We start from the raw sequence: 17,519 nt of genomic DNA, 5'->3' as shown, positions 1-17,519 counted from the left end.
AGCTGTTATGGAGCACATTGAATACCTGTTGCCGTGGGGACCCTCGGGCACAGAACGACGGCTGTCGCTGTTTCGTTTTGGCAGCGGGCCACGCAAGGCCTACATCCAGGCCTCCCTGCATGCCGACGAGCTACCGGGGATGCGCGTGGCGGTTGAACTTAAGCAGCGTCTGCGCGTGCTGGAAGAACAAGGTCGCCTGAATGGGGTCGTCGAGTTGGTGCCGATGGCCAACCCGATTGGCATCGCCCAGATGTTCCAGGCCACCCATCAAGGTCGTTTTGAGTTCTCCAGCGGGAAGAACTTCAATCGTGATTTTCCAGAGCTGACCGAAGCTGTGGCGGCGCTGGTGAAAGGTCAACTGGGCGCCCACGCCGGCGTCAACACCGGGCTGATCCGCCGCGCCATGGCCGATGTTCTCGCCGACATGCCACCGCCGACCTCGGAACTCGATGGCCTGCGCCGCCTGTTGCTTTCACATGCCTGTGACGCCGATGTGGTGCTGGACCTGCACTGCGATTTCGAGTCGATCATGCTGCTTTACGCCATGCCGCAACACTGGCCGCGCCTGCGCTCATTGGCCGCTCGACTGGGTGCCGGCGCCGCATTGCTGGCCGAGGATGCGGGCGGCAGTGCCTTTGATGAAGCCTGCGCGATTCCCTGGTTGCGCCTGGCCGAACTCTTTCCTGAAGCCGATATTTCTTTGGCCTGTGTGGCGACCACCATTGAACTGCGCGGCATGGCCGATACCGAACGCGAGCCCTGCATCGACAGCGCGCAGGCCATTCTCGGCTATCTCGCCGAGCAAGGCCTGATCAGCGGTGACTGGCCGGCCGCGCCACCGACCGAGTGTGAAGCGACGCCATTCGCCGGTGCGCAGTACGCCTACGCACCGCACCCCGGCGTGGTGAGTTTTCTGCAACCGCTGGGTGCCCGGGTCAGGGTCGGCGACCCGCTGTTCGAAGTGATTGATCCGCTGACCGATCGCCACAGCATCGTGCGCGCCAGCACCGACGGCATCCTCTATGCCCGTGAACGTCTGCGCTTTGCCCAGCCCGGTTTGTGGCTGGCCAAAGTGGCCGGTACTCGCCCTATTCGCCAAGGCCGCTTGCTCAGCGACTGATTCCAGAGAGTTGAAACCATGTACAAACTTGAAATTCAGGATCTTCACAAAAGCTACGGCACCCACGAAGTGCTCAAGGGCGTGTCCCTGGAGGCGAAGGCCGGTGATGTGATCAGCATCATCGGCTCCAGCGGTTCCGGCAAAAGCACCTTCCTGCGTTGCATCAACCTGCTGGAACAGCCCAACGCCGGCAACATCGTGCTCAATGGCGAACCGCTCAAGCTGGTGACCAACAAACTCGGCGGGCTCAAGGCTGCCGAGCCCAAACAGCTACAACGCATGCGTTCGCGACTGTCGATGGTGTTTCAGCATTTCAACCTCTGGTCGCACATGAGCGCCCTTGAAAACGTCATGGAGGCCCCGGTACATGTGCTGGGCATGAACAAGAAACAAGCGCGGGAAAAGGCCGAGCATTACCTGAACAAAGTCGGCGTGGCGCACCGCATGGACGCCTGGCCGGCGCATATGTCGGGTGGTGAGCAGCAGCGGGTAGCGATTGCCCGGGCGCTGGCCATGGAGCCCGAAGTGATGCTATTCGATGAACCAACCTCAGCCCTCGACCCAGAGCTGGTCGGCGAGGTGCTGAAAGTCATGCAGGACCTCGCACTCGAAGGCCGCACCATGGTGGTCGTGACCCACGAAATGGGCTTTGCCCGCGAGGTCTCGAACCAGCTGGTGTTCCTGCACAAGGGCCTGGTCGAAGAGCGCGGCAATCCGCGTGAAGTGCTGGTCAATCCGCAGTCCGAGCGGCTTCGGCAGTTTCTGGCCGGCAGCTTGAAATAATCATACACTCCAGCCAACTTATGCCCCCGCGCAACCCCCCGTAGGAGCGAGGCTTGCCCGCGAAGCGAACACCGCGGTTTTTCAGGCATTGCGCGTTATCGTTCTTCGCGGGCAAGCCTCGCTCCTACAGGTTATGCGCCTGCCCCATCTCCAACCCTCAGGAACTGTAGAGCCGGACATGCCGACCCCTTCGAAAGACACCACGGTCTATGCCGCGCCGGTGATGCGTAAACTGGCGGAAATCGTTTCCGATCTACAGCCTTCACTGCGCAAGGTGGCGGATTTTATCCTGCGTCACCCGCTAAGGGCCGCGACGCTGACCATCGAAGAAATGGCCCATGAAACCTCCACCTCGCCGGCCGCGGTCAATCGTCTGGCCAAGGCACTGAACCTGGGTGGCTACACCGGCATGAAGGCCGAGCTGGTCGCGACGTTGCAGCAGATGGTGTCGCCGGTCGACAAACTGCGCAACGAACTGGCGCATCGTCCTGGCGGTGCATTTGGCCTGCATGAGCAAATCCAGAGCGCCACCAGCAACCTCGCCACGGCAGCCACCAACAACCACGCCGACACCTTTGAAGCCTTCGTCACCCGCCTGATCGAAGCGCGCAAAATTTACATCCTGGGCTTTGGCAACAGCGTCTACTTCGCCGGCCTCGCCGCCTCGACCCTGATGCCCTTCTGTGCCGACGCCACCGCCATCAGCATGGAGGGCGGCAACGAAAACGCCGCTTACCGCCTGGCCGCCATCACCGATCAGGATGTGTTGCTGGCGATCTCCCTGCCGCGCTATTCCCTCGACACCCTGCAACTCGCACGCTTCGCCAATGAGCGCGGCGCCTCGGTGCTGGCAATCACCGACTCACCCGCATCGCCGCTCACCAGCATTGCCGAACACGTGCTGTTTGCCCCCGCCGACCATCCGGTAATGACCAGCTCCAACATCGCCGTGCTCGCCTTGATCGAAGGATTGGTGGCGGGTGTGATGGCGCGCAATAAAGAAGCGGTCAAGCTGGCGACCGAGCTGACCGAGAGCGTGATGTCTTACTTGCACATCCCCGCCAGCAGTAAATCGTCGAAGAAGTGATATCTGACGGGGCTTGCCCCATGGGCAACCTGGAAACCCAAAACCACCCGGCTTTCGTGGACCGGGCGGTCTTGGGGCTGTCTTGCGACAACTCGTTCAGGACTGTGCCTCAACCTCCCTGGCACAACCATTGCGCAACTCTGACGTCAACGTCTGTTCGTCCAGCGCCCCTTCCCACTTGGCGATGAACAGCGTGGCGACACCGTTGCCGATGACGTTGATCAATGCCCCGCCCTCGGAAATAAACCGGTAGACCCCAAGCACCAACACCAACCCGGCCGCCGGAATCACATCCAGGCTGCCAAGGGTGGCCGCGAGGGTAATGAACGCACCGCCGGTGACACTGGCCGCGCCCTTGGAGGTCAGCAACAGAATCAACAACAGGGTGACCTGGTGCCACAGGTCGAGCGGAATATCCAGCGCCTGGGCGATGAAAATCGCCAACACTGTCATGTTGATGCAGCTGCCATCGAGGTTGAAACAGTATCCCGAAGGCACCACCAGCCCCACCACCGACTTCTCGCACCCCAGGCGCTCGAGCTTGCCCATCAACCGAGGCAAGGCCGACTCCGAAGATGAGGTGCCCAACACCAGAAACAGCTCATCGCGGATGTACTTGAGAAACTGCCACAGGCTGAAACCGGCCAGACGCGCGACCAGGTTGAGAATCACGAACACAAAAAACAGCGCCGTCACGTAATAGCAGATCAGCAAGTTGCCATACGCCCCCAGGGAGCCGACGCCGTACTTGCCGATCGTAAAGGCCATGCCGCCGAAGGCCCCCAGCGGCGAGACATACATCACGATCTTGACCATGCGGAAAAACGCCTGGGCTACCAGATCGATCAGGTTCAGCAACGGCTTGCCGGCAGCACCGAGCATCTGCAAGGCGAAGGCAAACAGGATGGAAATGAACAGCACCTGGAGAATATCGCCTTCGGCAAAGGCACCAAACACGGTACTGGGCACGATATGGGTCAGAAAGCCCACCACACTCTGTTCATGGGCCAACTTGCTGTAGCTGTCGATGGCATGGCCGTCGAGGGTCGCCGGGTTGATGTGCATGCCCGTACCAGGCTGCATCAGGTTGACCCCGATCAGCCCGATCACCAGCGCCAGGGTGGTCAGCACTTCGAAGTACAGCAACGACTTGAAGCCAACCCGGCCGATGCGCTTGAGGCTCTGCATGCTGGCAATGCCACTGACCACGGTGCAGAAGATGATCGGCGCAATCAGCATCTTGATCAGCTTGATGAACGTATCGCCCAGGGGCTTCATTTCTTCGCCGAGACTGGGATAGAAATGACCGAAGATGATGCCCAGCACAATCGCCAGCAGCACCTGCACATACAGGTGGCGGAACACTCGGCGCAGGCGTGAATGGCTCGGCTTTTTTTCGGCAATCGAGGGTGTAATTGTTGTTGTCATGATGGCTTCCTCGCAGGCGTGATGCATTTTCCCAGGTAGCCGACCGCCACATCGGTGCACGACCGATCGCCTGGGAAAGAGTGTTCGGGGGATGATTACTGCTGGATGTACTCGGAAATCTCGATCAGGTTGAGATCGGGATCACGCAGGTACACCGAGCGAATGGGCCCCCGGGCCCCGGTTCGGGTCACCGGACCTTCCACCAGCGGCCAGTTCACCGTTTTGAGGTGGGCGATGACTTTGTCCAGTGGCGCGCTGGCGATAAAGCACAGGTCCAGGGCCCCTGGCACGGGCACGTGGGCCTTGGGTTCGATTTCATGACCGCGCACGTGCATGTTGATTTTCTGGTTGCCGAACGTGAAAGCCACCCGGCCCTCGCCGAATTTTTCCAGGTGCATGCCCATCACCTCGGTGTAGAAATGAATGGTCGCTTGCGGGTCGGTGGCAGTCAGGACGATGTGGTCGACGTGATCGATCATCCCAACCACCGGAGCACCTGGCGGCACGATGGCGGCCGCCACGGCAGGCGTTACCTGCAGCAATGCGCCCAGGGACAGCGCGGCAATGAACAACGAGACAAACTGACGGACCGGTGTGATTGTTATTGTTTTCATGAGTGGACCTTCTTGTTGGGTGGTGAAGCCTTCACGACACGAGGTTGATCAGGTTCCCCAAGTGGTAGCCCTGCAGGTTGCCGAGGATGCCGTCGGCCAGCCGTTGCAGGCTGCTCTGGCTGGCCCAGGCCACGTGGGGAGTGACGATCAGGTTGGCATGGCGGCTATTGAGCAAAAGGTGGTCGGCCGGTGGTGGCTCCTGGCAAAGCACATCGAGGGCCGCGCCACCGAGGCGACCGCTGTCCAGCGCATCGAGTACCGCCGCTTCATCCACCAACGGTCCGCGAGCGGTATTGATCAGCAACGCGCCGGGTTTCATCTGCGCCAGTTCCAGGGCCCCGATCAGGTGTCGGGTACGCTCGGTCAATGGACAGTGCAGAGAAATCACGTCGCTTTGCGCCAGCACCGTTTCAAAGGACTGGTACCCCTTGCGCACCGGGACCACGCCACGGTGTTCGGCAAACAGCAACTGCATGCCCAGGGCGCTCGCCAGACGTGCCGTAGCCAAGCCGATACCACCTCGGCCGATGATGCCCAACACGCTGCCCTGAACATCCCGGATCGGCGCGCGATGGACGCAGAAATGCCGCGAATCCGGCCAGTCCCGCAGCGCCGCAGCCTGGTAAGCGAACAGCTGTCGACGCAGGGCGAAGATTGACGCGATCACCGACTCGGCGACGCTTTGTGCCGAGTAGGCCGGGACGTTACACACCGTTACGGCAAAATCATGGCAGGCCGCCAAATCAATGCAGTCGTAACCGGTGGCCGCGACGCAGATGAAGCGCAGGTTCGGCAGTTGCTCAAGTTCAGCCCGACCGATGCGCACCTTGTTGGTGATCACCGCATCGGCATCCCGGGCGGCTTCCACCACTTGCTCCGGTGTCGTGTCGGGGCGGTCCTGCCAGTCCGAGACCCAGGCCGGGCGAGCAATACTCACGGGCAGGCTGTCTCTGTCGAGAAATACCACTTTCATGCTGCATGCTCCGGTTGGACGGGTTCGGAAATCTCGATCAGGTTCAGGTCCGGATCACGCACATACACCGAACGTATCGGCCCGGTGGCACCGGTACGTAACACCGGGCCTTCGATGATGGGCCAGTCGACACGGGCCAGGTGCGCAATCACTTGGTCCAGTGGGATCGAGGCGATAAAACACAGGTCCAGCGCTCCCGGCACCGGCAAATGCGCCTTGGGCTCGAACTCGTGGCCACGCACGTGCAGGTTGATTTTCTGCTGACCGAAAGCGAACGCCTTGCGCCCACCAGCAAAGGTTTGCACCTGCATGCCCATGACCCGCACGTAAAAATCCTCGGCAGCCACGGGGTCGATGGTGGTCAGCACTAAATGGTCGAGATGATCGATCATGAGTGCAGCTCCTGGGCTCGGGCCGACGGCACCTGTTTTTCCAGGTTGGCGACATGGGCGGGGATCGGGTGCAGGTCCAGGCGTTTGCCGGCCTTGAGGATCTGGCTGGGAATGTCGTGACCGACCAGACCCGGCAACTGCGCGGCGACCGCCAGCACCCGGTCCAGATCAACCCCGGTGTTGAAACCCATCAACTGCAGCATGTGCAACAGGTCTTCGGTGCACACATTGCCACTGGCCCCCGGCGCATAAGGGCAACCGCCCAGGCCGCCAAGGGACGAATCGAAACGATCGACCCCGGCCTCGATGGCCGCCAGCGCATTGGCCAGGCCCATGCCACGGGTATTGTGGAAATGCAGGGTCAGCTGCAGCGCCGGAAAACGCTCACGGACGGCCCGGGACAGCATCTCGACCTGACTCGGGTACGCCATGCCAGTGGTGTCGCACAAGGTCACGCCGCGAGCTCCCAGCTCGGCGAAGCGCTCGACCCAGTGCAACACCTCCCCTACCGGAACATCGCCCTGCATCGGGCAGCCGAACACGGTCGACAACGACACGTTGATCGCCACCGGCCCCTGGCCGATCACGCTGACCACTTCGCTGAGCTGGGCAAACGACTGTTCGCGGCTCATGCGCAGATTGGAACGGTTGTGCGGTTCGCTGACCGACATCACCAGGTTGGCTTCATCGATGTTGCACGCCAGGGCCCGCTCGGCACCGCGCACGTTAGGCACCAGCACCGTGTACTCCACCGCCGGATTGCGCCGGATACCCTGCATCACCGCCTCGGCATCGCGCAGCGCGGTAATGGCCTTGGGCGATGTGAACGAGGTGACCTCGATCTTGGCGAAACCACACTGGCTGAGCGCATCTATCATGGCGATCTTGTCGACGGTTTCGATAAAGCGCGCTTCATTCTGGAAGCCGTCACGGGTTGCGACTTCCTGCAAGAAAAGACGTTGCATGTTGATTCTCCGGTTCAAATGATGCCGCGCTGGCGCCAGTCGGCTTGCTGCGCAGCGTCGATGCCAAGCTCGCCAAGAATCTCGGCGGTATGCTGACCCAGGGTCGGCGCCGAGCGAGTCACGCTGCCAGGCGTGGTACCCAGCTTGGGGACGATGCCGGGCAAGGTCACCGGCGTGCCGTCGTCCAGCTGGCTGTCGAGCAGCATGTCGCGCGCCCGGTAATGCGAGTCCTGGGCAATGTCGGCAGCGTTGTAAATCCGGCCGGCCGGGATGCGCGCCTCGGTCAGGACCGACAAAACTTCGTCGAGGCTGAGTCGCGCGGTCCATTCGGAGATGGCGGCATCGATGCGCTCAACCTGCAGCACTCGGCCGTGGTTCTGCGCAAGCGCTGGATCAGCCCCCAGATCGCGGCGCCCAATCACTTCCATCAGGCGTTGATAGATGCTGTCGCCATTGCCGGCGATCAAGGCAAAACCACCGTCACGGCAGCGATAGGCATTGGTCGGCGCGATACCCGGCAAACTGCTGCCGGCGGGCTCACGAACGGCATTGAACACCGAGTATTCGGGCAATAGGCTTTCCATCATGTTGAACACCGACTCGTACAGCGCCACGTCGATCTGCTGGCCGTCACCGCCGTTCTGCTCGCGATGACGCAGGGCAAGCAGAATCCCGATGACACCGTGCAAGGCCGACAACGAGTCGCCGATGGAAACGCCAACCCTTACCGGGGTCCGCCCGGGCTCGCCGGAAAGATGTCGCAATCCGCCCATCGCTTCACCGATCACGCCGAATCCGGGACGGTCACGGTACGGCCCGGTCTGGCCGTAACCAGAGACCCGGAGCATGATCAGTTTCGGATTCAGCGCGTGCAGCATGTCCCAACCCAGCCCCCAGTTTTCCAGAGTCCCTGGGCGAAAGTTCTCTATCAGTACATCCGCGTCGGCCAGCAACTGGCGCACCACCTGTTGGGCTTCACGCTGGCGTAAATCAAGGGTCAGCGAGCGTTTGTTGCGAGATTGCGCGGCCCACCAGACGGAAGTACCGTCATGCAGCAAGCGCCATTTGCGCAACGGGTCACCGGTGACCGGAGGCTCGATCTTGATCACGTCGGCGCCAAATTCACCGAGCATTTTCGCCGCAAATGGCCCGGCAATCAGTTGACCGAGCTCCACGACCTTGACACCTTGCAGAGGTAACCTCATGACGTTTCCCGTTCTTGTTGAGTACTTGTGGCATGGATAATCGACACAAACCGGGCAGATGAAAATTTCATATTTCGCCACTACTCTTTCCAGAATGGAAAACCTTGGATCCTCTTGATGATCAATCCCCTGCATTTCGATCTGCTGTCATTGCGCCTGCTGATCTTCGCCGCCGAATCCGGCAACCTGACCCGTGCCGCCGAAAAGGCCAACATGACGGTCTCGGCGGCCAGCAAACGGTTAGCCGAGCTGGAACGAACGACCCAGTGCCCACTGTTCGTGCGCCTGCCAAGGGGGCTCGAACTGACCGCCGCGGGACAAGGGATCGTTGAACATGCCAGAACGATTCTGGAAGGCGTGAACCGGATGGCATGCGACGCCAGCGATTACGCGGTCGGGGTGCGCGGGCATGTGCGGTTGTTCGCCAACACTTCCGCCGTCGTCCAGTTTCTGCCGGACGACCTCGCGTCTTTCCTGCGCGCCAACCCGAACGTGCGTATCGGGCTGGAAGAAGCACTCAGCGAACCGATTATTCAAGCCGTGGAAAACGGGCGCGCCGACATCGGCATTTTTGCCGACAACGTACCGGCCGAGGGCCTGTACAAACTGCCCTATCGTGACGACCGACTCGTGCTCCTGGTGCCGGTCGGCCATGAACTGGCGAATGAGCGCAATGTGTCCTTTGCCGACACGCTTGGCTTCGATTACGTAGCGCTCAACCAGGGCAGCTCATTGCTGCGCAGAATCACCGATGCCGCCGTCAGTGCGGGCAAGATCCTCAAGGTGCGGATCCAGGTCAGCAGCTTCGACGGCATCTGTCGGATGATCGAAGCCGGCTTGGGCATCGGGATCTTGCCGTTGTCATCCGTGCGTGCCGAATTGCTCGGCAGCCGTCTGATTGCTGTCGACCTGAGCGATGACTGGGCGCACCGCACCTTGTTCGTGGGGGTTGCGAGTCAGGCGCAACTGACCCCGGAAGCGGCCAAGTTGTTCGAGTATCTGAGCAGCGTGCATGGCTGACAATGGCGTAAATGTCCCTGTCCACACATTTGGGTTACAGGTAGCCCAATCATCAAAAAACCACTGCCTCATGTGTTCGTGGCACATGCGACAGTGGCAAAAGCGCAATAGTTACCTCATGTCCAATTTACGAGTGCGCACTACGACCGTACTCAGGCGACTTCGCGAAATTGTCCTCGACCGTTCCAGTGCCATCCAGATACCCGTGCTTACGCAAATCAGGCATTAATATCGACGCGATGAACGTCACGCATACCAATGCCGCTACGTAATAAAAGAAGTAACTTTCAATCCCCATCGATTTAAGCATCAATGCTACGTACTCGGCGGTACCGCCACACAATGCATTGCCGATCGCATAAGGCAGGCCAACGCCCAACGCCCTGACAGAAGCAGGATAAAGATCCGCTTTAAGCACACCCGTGACGGGCGTATAAAATGCGGCGATAAGGAGACCAGACATAATTAGCGCAAATGCTGCATATGGGCTCGACACCGTCTTTAACGTGGTTAAAATTGGCACAACCAAAGCGGTTGCCAAACCACCAAATATCATCATACTTTTTTTCACGCCAATACGGTCTGCCAGCATGCCGAAAAATGGCTGACAAATCATGAAGCACACTAAGGCAGACGTCATAATAAAACTGACCGTCCCCGCATCCAGCCCCACCGACAACACCAAGTATTTCTGCATATAGGATGTGAACGTATAATAGTAAAGCGAACATCCCATGGTGATGGCCACCGTTAAAATCACCGCTCGCTTATGCTTTAACAACGCTCGAATGGATCCGGCCTCCTTACTCTTCATTTCTTTTACTGAGGCTGTTTCGGTCATGGATCGACGTAGAAACACGACCACAATGGCGCTAATCGCGCCGATTAAAAATGGAATTCTCCAACCCCAGGCTTTCAAATCGTCCGGAAGCAATACGTGCTGAAGAACCGCAACCGTCAGCAACGCAAGTAGCTGACCTGCAATAATGGTGGAATATTGGAATGAACCGAAAAATGATCTGCGCCCGGCAGTCGACATTTCACTGATGTAAGTGGCGCCTGTTCCGTACTCCGCGCCCACCGAAAGGCCCTGCATCAGCCTCGCTACAACCAACAGGATGGGGGCCGCGACACCAATCGACTCATACGTTGGCATGATCGCGATCATCAAAGAACCACCGCACATCATGAAGATTGAAATGATCATTGATATTTTTCGACCGCGCGTATCCGCAATGTAACCAAATATCCAACCACCGAGGGGGCGCATAAAAAAGCCGACAGCAAAAATTCCAGCTGTCGCTAACAGTTGACTGTTTTGATCTCCTGCCGGGAAGAACAGCGATGCAAAATAGATAGAGGTATAGGCATAAATAAAAAAATCATACCACTCAACCAAATTGCCCGAGCAAGCTCCGAGTATCGCTCGAACCCGTGCTTTATTTGTAATGGGAGGACGCTTGACTGCACTGTTATCAACATTACTTATTATTATCATTTCAATCTCCACGAGCGGAAATAATCTGTTGACGCGTTTACGCGCTAAACCACCAGCACAACAACAGTCTATGCGAAGACAAAAGTCACTCACACAGACTGCCTGCTTGATCATCTAATCATTCAATAAAACATTTAGGATAAAAGCCACCCCAACTGAAATATTAATCTTCCTGATGTGACTTCATCGTGCACTTTTCACTGCAATGCAGACTCAAAAACTGGCGCGCGCCTGCATCGAGACTGCGCCATCAGGCAAACTGACCCATAACAGTAAGTTGTCACCTTCATAGACAGCATTTAATGTTAGCGTCGCTCCCAACAAGGCAGGACGAACGCCTCGATAATTAAAGAGTTTTACTGGTTTACCCGCGATACGTTCGGCATAGCCTGCCAGCAGAGTTGCGTTCAGTGGACCATGTATTACTTGACTCGCGTAGTGTTCAACATCTCGACAGTAATCAGCGTCATAGTGAATGCGATGACCATTGAAAGTCAGTGCTGAATAGCGAAACAACGTGGTCGAGGTCGGCAGCCATTTATAGGAATGAGTGGCTGGCGGCATCGCGGCGAAGGGTTTGTTCGAGTCGACGGGAGTTGCCTCCTTGTAGACGATGTCGTGGTGTTCGGAAATGGCAACTTCGCCAGCATGCAAAATCTCATGCAATACGGTGACAAACACTAGCTCGCCACTACGACCTTGTTTGTGTTCGATTGAAACAATACTGGAGCGTTTCTCGACGCTGCCATCCAACGGCAATGCTTTCTTGAATTCAAGCTGTCCACCGGCCCACATGCGATTCGGCAGCGGCACGGGAGGCAAGAAGCCACCTCGTGCCGGGTGACCGTCACGTCCCAACTCTTCAGGCGCCAGTCCGTCCAGAAAATACAACCAGTGCCACAATGGCGGCAATGGATGACCCGAGACCAAATCGCTTTGTGGAATGCCCAGTGTGGCAGCCATCAAACGCGCATGGCGTGAAGACAGGACATCGCGGTCGACATGGGTCTTGCCGATCCATTGCCGAAGGTGTTGAAGATCAATAGTGCTCATGCAGGGACCTCCTCTTGTTTGTTCTGTGTTGCTGTCACCTGGAATTCTTTGCGCAGCCGATCACTGTGTTCGCCCAGGAGCGGAGCTTTTTCAAATCGCTGATCGTCCCAAGGAGCGCGTACCGGAGGCGCAATCATCTCGACTTCACCGGTCTCGACTGCCATTGGCCATTTACGAAGGCCTGGATGTTCTGCCATCTCGGCGACGGAGCGCACCTGACCAAAAGCGGTATTGGCCTGACCCAGTTTGTGGATCGCCTGTTCGGCGCTCAGGCTGGCGAAGGACGCACTGATCAGCGCATCCAAAGCGTCTCGGTTACGGACGCGTTCTGTGTTGGACGCAAAACGAGGATCAGTAGATGCGCCGGTGCCTTCAAGAAACAGGTTAGAGAACTGCTGCCATTCGCGTTCGTTCTGAATGCTGATCACGATGTCGCGCTGATCGCCGGTGGTATAAGCACCGTATGGAGCAATTGAAGGGTGGCGCAGACCCTGGCGTGTAGGAGCACCATTGCCATAGATCTCGTGCAAGTAAGGAATGGTCATCCAGTCCGCGGCACCATCGAACAACGAGACGGAGATGCCAGTGCCCTGCCCGGTTCTTTCACGTAACTGCAGCGCAGAAAGCACACCAATCGCAGCATTCAACCCTGCCCCGATATCGCATATCGACACGCCGATCCGGCCATAGCCTTCAGGTGAGCCACTGATGCCGGCCAGACCGCTTTCGCATTGGACCAACAGGTCATACGCTTTCAAACCACTGGCGGGCCCCTCAGTACCGTAACCACTGATATCGCAGGTGATCAATTGTGGATTCAGTTCGCGCAGTTCCGAGCTGTCAAACCCGGCGCGAGCAAGGGCACCGGGCGCCAGGTTTTGAACAAAGACATCGGCGCTGGCAATGATCCGTTTGAGCAGCGACGCGTCGGCGGCATTTTTGAAATCCAGTACCAGCGACTCCTTGCCTCGGTTGGTCCACAAAAAATACGAAGAGTGACCTTTGGCGGCATCGTCATAGCCCCGGGCAAAGTCCCCTTCTGCGCGCTCGACCTTGATGACCCTTGCACCCATCTCCGCCAAACGAGAGGTACACAACGGCGCGGCCAACGCCTGTTCGATGGAAACGACGGTAATGCCTTTTAAAGGTTTTGTAGTGGACATCAGGTTCTCCCATAGACAGTTTGCGTGCACAAGTATGTGCAAACCACGGTCAGGGGAGCAGCGAGCTTTTACGAAGACTGAGTTTGTAAAATACAAACACTGCAGGGCTTACAAGAGGTTAAATTAGAAAAAATTCTCATGATTTCGCCGGAGACTAACGCAATGTTGTACGACTTGATCGACCTTAAGGTCTTCTTGGCCGTCGCCGAGGAAAGCAATCTGTCGCGCGGCGCCGAGCGCTGTAATCTGGCCCCCTCCTCAGTCAGTTTGCGCATAAAAGGGCTTGAAGCCAGCCTCGGGACACCCTTGCTGCTGCGCCAGGCCAGGGGTGTGGGTTTGACCCCGGCGGGTCATGTGCTGGTCGAACATGCAAGACGCTGCATGGCTCAGTTGGAGCAGATGACGACTGACTTGCAACCGTTCGCCAATGGCTTGATCGGCCATGTGACCTTTTTTGCCAACAACAATGCCATCAGCTCATATTTGCCGGATGACCTGGCGCGCTTTTTCTCCAAGTACCCCAATGTCCGCATCACCCTCGAGGAACGATTGAGCCATGACATTATTTCAGCCGTGTCCGCAGGCCGTGCCGACATCGGAGTCGTAGCGCTGGAGTCTGACCACCCAGACCTGGAGTTTCTGCCCTACAGGCAAGACCAGTTAGTCCTGTTGGCGCCGTTAAACGGCCGATTCGACAACCAGCATTCGGTTAGTTTTTCCGAATGCCTGGGGCTCCCATTTATCAGCCTTCAATCCGGCGCCGCACTGCATACCTTTTTGATGAATCACGCCAGCGCCCTTGGCGGGCGCTTGGATGTGCGCGTCCAGGTCTCCGGATTTCGGGCGATTGCCCGTCTGGTCTCATCGGGAGCGGGTATCGGCATCGCTCCACGCTCAGCGTTAGAGCCAGCAGACCTGGATCGCCTTCAGGTTATCGATCTTGTAGAGGGATGGGCCAAGCGTGATTTGCGAGTGTGCGTACAACGCAGCCCGCGTGAAAAGAATGTGTTGCGAGATCACCTGATAGAGATTCTTTGTCAGCCAGGAAATACTCGATAGTGCATGAGATCAGGTTTGCCGGTCCTTATACTTCAGCAGATTGGCCTGCGCGGGCCAGCACTCGGCGGGCTTGGCGAGCGACGGCCTCATCGACCATGACCCCGTTCACTTGCCCCACGCCCCGACAATTTTCGATCAGAATGGCCCGCGCTGCGGCGATCTCATCGACGGTCGGTGTGAACGCCTGATTGATGGCAGCAATCTGATTTGGGTGGATCGCCGCTTTACCGGCAAACCCCATGTCGGCAGCCTGGAGCGCTGCCCGCTCAAGCCCGGCCAAGTCGCGAATATCGAAAAAAGGAGAATCGATAGCAGCGATAGCCGCTGTCGCGCACGCGCTCACAAGCGATACACGTGCGAAGGTGAGATTCGCTGCAAAGGGTCCACAGCCTAAATCCGCCGCCAGATCCGCAGCCCCGAACATGAGGGCGGCGAGTCGGGGCGTCGCATGAGCGATGTCTGCCACCACCTTGAGCCCTACTGCGCTTTCGATCAATCCGATCAAACGAGTGCTCAGACCTTTTTCGCTGAGCAGACGGTCCACTATCTGCAAATGTGCAACGGATTCGGTTTTTGGAAGTAGCAGAAATTCAGGCTGAACCGGACTTTCCAGCAGTTCAAGCACGTCACAAAGCCCCGCAGACGTATCCAGTCCGTTGATACGAATAATGCAAGGGAACCGCGCTTCCTTGGCAGCATTGAGTGTGGCGAAAGCAGTAGCACGAGCACTTTTTTTGTCTTTAGGCGCTATCGCGTCTTCCAGATCAATGATCAAAAAATCGGCATCCACCTCCTCGGCTTTGGCGAAACGTTCAGGGTGTGTTGCCGGCGTGAAAAGAGCACTGCGCATACGTACGGACATTTTCTACTCCAGAGGGGGTGACGGTGCCGCAAGGCGTGCTGTGATCCTTGCCGGCGCGTGAACCACCATAGCTAGACAAATGCCAATGGACTATTGTATGGAACTGTCGATCTTCATATGTTTTACAAATACCTATGGAGCTATTAGCTATGGAGTTACGTCACATCCGCTACTTTCTAGCCGTCGCTCAAGAGCAGAATTTCACCCGTGCGGCTCAGAACATCGGCATCGGTCAACCTCCATTGAGCTTGCAGATCCGCGACCTGGAGCGTGAAGTGGGCACCCGGTTATTTCACCGAATTCCGCAAGGCGCAGAATTGACTGCGGCAGGGCAGGCGTTTCATGACCTGGTTCGAAACATACCGGCTCAGGTAGAACGAGCAACGCACGCGGCTCAACGAGCCGCTCGGGGCGAGTTAGGGGCGCTGCGCATAGGTTTCACTGCCTCCGCAAGTTTCAATCCGGTCGTGGCTGCGGCGATTCGTAATTTTCGACGGGCCTACCCGGATGTTGATTTGACCCTGGAGGAAAGCAATACCATTCGATTGATGGCAGGCATTAACGAAGGTGACCTGGACGCGGTTTTTATACGCCCTGGAGTAGCTGAAGCTGATCATTTGACGATGCGAACTCTATCGGAGGAACCATTGCTCGCGGTTCTACCGAAATGTCATGTGGCTGCACGCCAGAAAAAATTGAACCTGAAAGATCTCAGTAAGGACCCGTTTATTCTCTATCCCAGGGAAGTAGGACCCACCTTGTTCGACACCGTTATCGCTGCTTGCCGCGATGCTGGTTTTGACCCGATTCTGGGACAAAGCGCTCCACAACTTGCCTCTGTCGTGCATTTGGTAGCGGCAGAATTAGGGGTTTCGCTTGTACCGGCGTCGATGCAGCAAGTGCATGCCACAGGGGTGGTTTTCAAAGCGATCAATGATGTCTCCCCCATCGCCCGGCTTACACTCGCCTGGCGTCGCAGTGACAACTCGATTTTCCTGCAGAACTTTATAAATTGTGCAGTCAGTTAACTACACACTCTTCGCCGGTACGGAAGCCGACTGCTTTCGAAAGCGGCCATTGTGAAGAGCTAAAAAATTGTCGTGAAGTGATTAGTTTTTTCACACCCACCGAATGAGCAAAAATACCAACAGCACATTCAATACGGCCAACGAACTCAAGCCCGCGAGCACTCCGCCAGCGCCCCAGGTCTGCAATAGGTAGCCGCCAGCGAGGGGAGTCAAGGCTTGTCCAATGAGCGAAGGCCGAGCCATGCGCCCCATCAGCAAAACATAATGGGTGGGCGACATAAGGGCCAGCGGCAGCAGTCCTCGAACGATCGCCCGCAAACCATTACCCGCGCCGTAGATCACCAGTCCCACTGCGGTCATTGCCGGCGCCATGGTCACCAGCAACAGACCAACTGCCACGAATACCACGCAGATCAATGTCGTCCAGATTGGATGTCTCTTTCGCGAAAACACTTGTAGAACACGTGAACCTACCTGACTTGGACCCAGCAAGGCGCTCAGTCCGATGGCGGCTGCGAGCGAATAGCCCTGCCCCTGCAACAATGAAATCAGCTGGACAGACATCGCCGTCATGATCACTGCACCCAACGCAAAAATCAGTGTGAGCAGCAGGTAGATCCGCCGGTCGATCGAGAGGCGTTCATCACTCATGGCACGACTTTTTGCGAGTGGCCCCGCGCCCCGCGCCAGCACCCAGAGATAAAGCGGTGCTACGGCAATGACCAATAACACCCCGTATGCCAAGCACGTCGTGCGCCAGCCAACGTGCTCGATGACCAACGCAACCGCTGGCCATGACAGCGTTGTCGCAAACCCTGAAATAAGCGTGATCCCGGTAATCGCACTGCCCGCCCGCTCCCCGTACAGAGAACCTAAAGCGGCGAACAACGCTTCATACAGCCCCAGCGCCATACCGACGCCAATCACTGCCCAAGACAAAAGAAACATCGGCAACGAGGTCGAGCTCGCCATCAGAAACAACCCGATGGCGACGCCCAGGCCGCTACTGGCAAGGATGGGGCGGCCGCCGTAGCGGGCGATAAGCCGGCTGGTCAATGGCGCCAGCATTGCAGAAACCAGAATGCTCAGAGACAGCGCGCCATACACCCATTGGCTGGCCCAGCCGGTCTCTTTCATGATTGGCTCAGCCATGACGGCCATCAGGAAGAACGAACCTCCCCAGACCAGAACTTGCAGCATCCCCAATATAAAAATGCCGAATACGCCAGGCAGTCGCGTTTGATGGTTCAAGACAGTGTCATCAGTGGT

The 17,519-nt window shown here is 57.7% G+C and carries 17 protein-coding genes; 6 read left to right on the top strand and 11 right to left on the bottom strand.

All coding sequences use genetic code 11. From position 1 onward, the window contains the following. Positions 1 to 7: 7 nt before the first annotated feature. The 3 genes from F475_RS08290 (at position 8) to F475_RS08280 (ending at position 2,990) form a co-directional block, all read left to right on the top strand. A complete protein-coding gene (locus F475_RS08290) occupies positions 8 to 1,120 on the top strand; it encodes a succinylglutamate desuccinylase/aspartoacylase family protein (protein ID WP_111453668.1) in 1,113 nt (370 codons plus the stop codon). A gap of 18 nt (positions 1,121 to 1,138) precedes the next feature. Continuing rightward, positions 1,139 to 1,903 carry an ABC transporter ATP-binding protein gene (locus F475_RS08285; protein ID WP_018928329.1) on the top strand — a complete coding sequence of 255 codons (765 nt, stop codon included), beginning with the start codon at positions 1,139 to 1,141 and terminating at the stop codon, positions 1,901 to 1,903. Between the two features lie 178 nt (positions 1,904 to 2,081). Beyond that, the gene (locus tag F475_RS08280) at positions 2,082 to 2,990 is read left to right on the top strand and encodes a MurR/RpiR family transcriptional regulator (RefSeq protein WP_007940239.1); all 909 of its coding nucleotides are present in this window, start codon (positions 2,082 to 2,084) and stop codon (positions 2,988 to 2,990) included. Between the two features lie 96 nt (positions 2,991 to 3,086). Here the strand turns inward: F475_RS08280 and F475_RS08275 are convergent, their stop codons facing one another. The 6 genes from F475_RS08275 to F475_RS08250 all read right to left on the bottom strand — a co-directional run bounded on the left by F475_RS08275 (position 3,087) and on the right by F475_RS08250 (position 8,567). Further along, a complete protein-coding gene (locus F475_RS08275) occupies positions 3,087 to 4,418 on the bottom strand; it encodes a dicarboxylate/amino acid:cation symporter (RefSeq protein ID WP_111453667.1) in 1,332 nt (443 codons plus the stop codon). A 95-nt stretch (positions 4,419 to 4,513) separates the two neighbouring features. Next, positions 4,514 to 4,897, bottom strand: a complete 384-nt coding sequence (locus tag F475_RS08270) for a VOC family protein (RefSeq protein ID WP_111453875.1) — start codon at positions 4,895 to 4,897, stop codon at positions 4,514 to 4,516. 166 nt (positions 4,898 to 5,063) lie between these two features. Next, positions 5,064 to 6,005 carry a D-2-hydroxyacid dehydrogenase gene (locus F475_RS08265; protein WP_111453666.1) on the bottom strand — a complete coding sequence of 314 codons (942 nt, stop codon included), beginning with the start codon at positions 6,003 to 6,005 and terminating at the stop codon, positions 5,064 to 5,066. Then, the gene (locus F475_RS08260; RefSeq protein WP_111453665.1) at positions 6,002 to 6,397 is read right to left on the bottom strand and encodes a VOC family protein; all 396 of its coding nucleotides are present in this window, start codon (positions 6,395 to 6,397) and stop codon (positions 6,002 to 6,004) included. Before F475_RS08260 ends, F475_RS08265 begins: the two co-directional genes overlap by 4 nt. Then, a complete protein-coding gene (locus F475_RS08255; RefSeq protein WP_019581920.1) occupies positions 6,394 to 7,362 on the bottom strand; it encodes a hydroxymethylglutaryl-CoA lyase in 969 nt (322 codons plus the stop codon). Before F475_RS08255 ends, F475_RS08260 begins: the two co-directional genes overlap by 4 nt. Before the next feature lie 14 nt (positions 7,363 to 7,376). Next, positions 7,377 to 8,567, bottom strand: coding sequence for a CaiB/BaiF CoA-transferase family protein (locus tag F475_RS08250; RefSeq protein ID WP_111453664.1), 1,191 nt, complete (start codon positions 8,565 to 8,567; stop codon positions 7,377 to 7,379). 117 nt (positions 8,568 to 8,684) lie between these two features. On the opposite strand from F475_RS08250, the gene F475_RS08245 reads away from it, so the two are divergent. Continuing rightward, positions 8,685 to 9,587 (top strand): LysR family transcriptional regulator, encoded by a 903-nt coding sequence (locus tag F475_RS08245; protein ID WP_018928337.1) that lies wholly within the window; start codon positions 8,685 to 8,687, stop codon positions 9,585 to 9,587. A 127-nt stretch (positions 9,588 to 9,714) separates the two neighbouring features. Here the strand turns inward: F475_RS08245 and F475_RS08240 are convergent, their stop codons facing one another. The 3 genes from F475_RS08240 to F475_RS08230 form a co-directional block, all read right to left on the bottom strand. Then, positions 9,715 to 11,085, bottom strand: coding sequence for an MFS family transporter (locus F475_RS08240; RefSeq protein WP_111453663.1), 1,371 nt, complete (start codon positions 11,083 to 11,085; stop codon positions 9,715 to 9,717). A 213-nt stretch (positions 11,086 to 11,298) separates the two neighbouring features. Then, complete coding sequence (locus F475_RS08235; protein WP_111453662.1) at positions 11,299 to 12,138, bottom strand: MaoC family dehydratase N-terminal domain-containing protein; 840 nt, start codon at positions 12,136 to 12,138, stop codon at positions 11,299 to 11,301. Next, positions 12,135 to 13,301 carry a CaiB/BaiF CoA-transferase family protein gene (locus F475_RS08230; RefSeq protein ID WP_018928340.1) on the bottom strand — a complete coding sequence of 389 codons (1,167 nt, stop codon included), beginning with the start codon at positions 13,299 to 13,301 and terminating at the stop codon, positions 12,135 to 12,137. The genes F475_RS08235 and F475_RS08230 overlap by 4 nt, the downstream gene beginning before the upstream one ends. Positions 13,302 to 13,463: 162 nt before the next feature. On the opposite strand from F475_RS08230, the gene F475_RS08225 reads away from it, so the two are divergent. After that, complete coding sequence (locus F475_RS08225; protein WP_018928341.1) at positions 13,464 to 14,360, top strand: LysR substrate-binding domain-containing protein; 897 nt, start codon at positions 13,464 to 13,466, stop codon at positions 14,358 to 14,360. 25 nt (positions 14,361 to 14,385) lie between these two features. Here the strand turns inward: F475_RS08225 and ripC are convergent, their stop codons facing one another. After that, on the bottom strand, positions 14,386 to 15,222 hold the full coding sequence (gene ripC, locus F475_RS08220) for an itaconate degradation C-C-lyase RipC (protein WP_018928342.1): 837 nt from the start codon (positions 15,220 to 15,222) through the stop codon (positions 14,386 to 14,388). A 149-nt stretch (positions 15,223 to 15,371) separates the two neighbouring features. On the opposite strand from ripC, the gene F475_RS08215 reads away from it, so the two are divergent. Then, positions 15,372 to 16,250, top strand: a complete 879-nt coding sequence (locus tag F475_RS08215; protein WP_018928343.1) for a LysR family transcriptional regulator — start codon at positions 15,372 to 15,374, stop codon at positions 16,248 to 16,250. 90 nt (positions 16,251 to 16,340) lie between these two features. On the opposite strand, the gene F475_RS08210 is transcribed toward F475_RS08215, so the two are convergent. Continuing rightward, positions 16,341 to 17,450, bottom strand: coding sequence for an MFS transporter (locus F475_RS08210; RefSeq protein WP_111453661.1), 1,110 nt, complete (start codon positions 17,448 to 17,450; stop codon positions 16,341 to 16,343). Positions 17,451 to 17,519: the final 69 nt, after the last annotated feature.

It is taken from the genome of Pseudomonas sp. URMO17WK12:I6 (assembly GCF_003253625.1).
Taxonomy (GTDB): domain Bacteria; phylum Pseudomonadota; class Gammaproteobacteria; order Pseudomonadales; family Pseudomonadaceae; genus Aquipseudomonas.
This window is presented reverse-complemented; position numbering and strand designations above follow the sequence as displayed.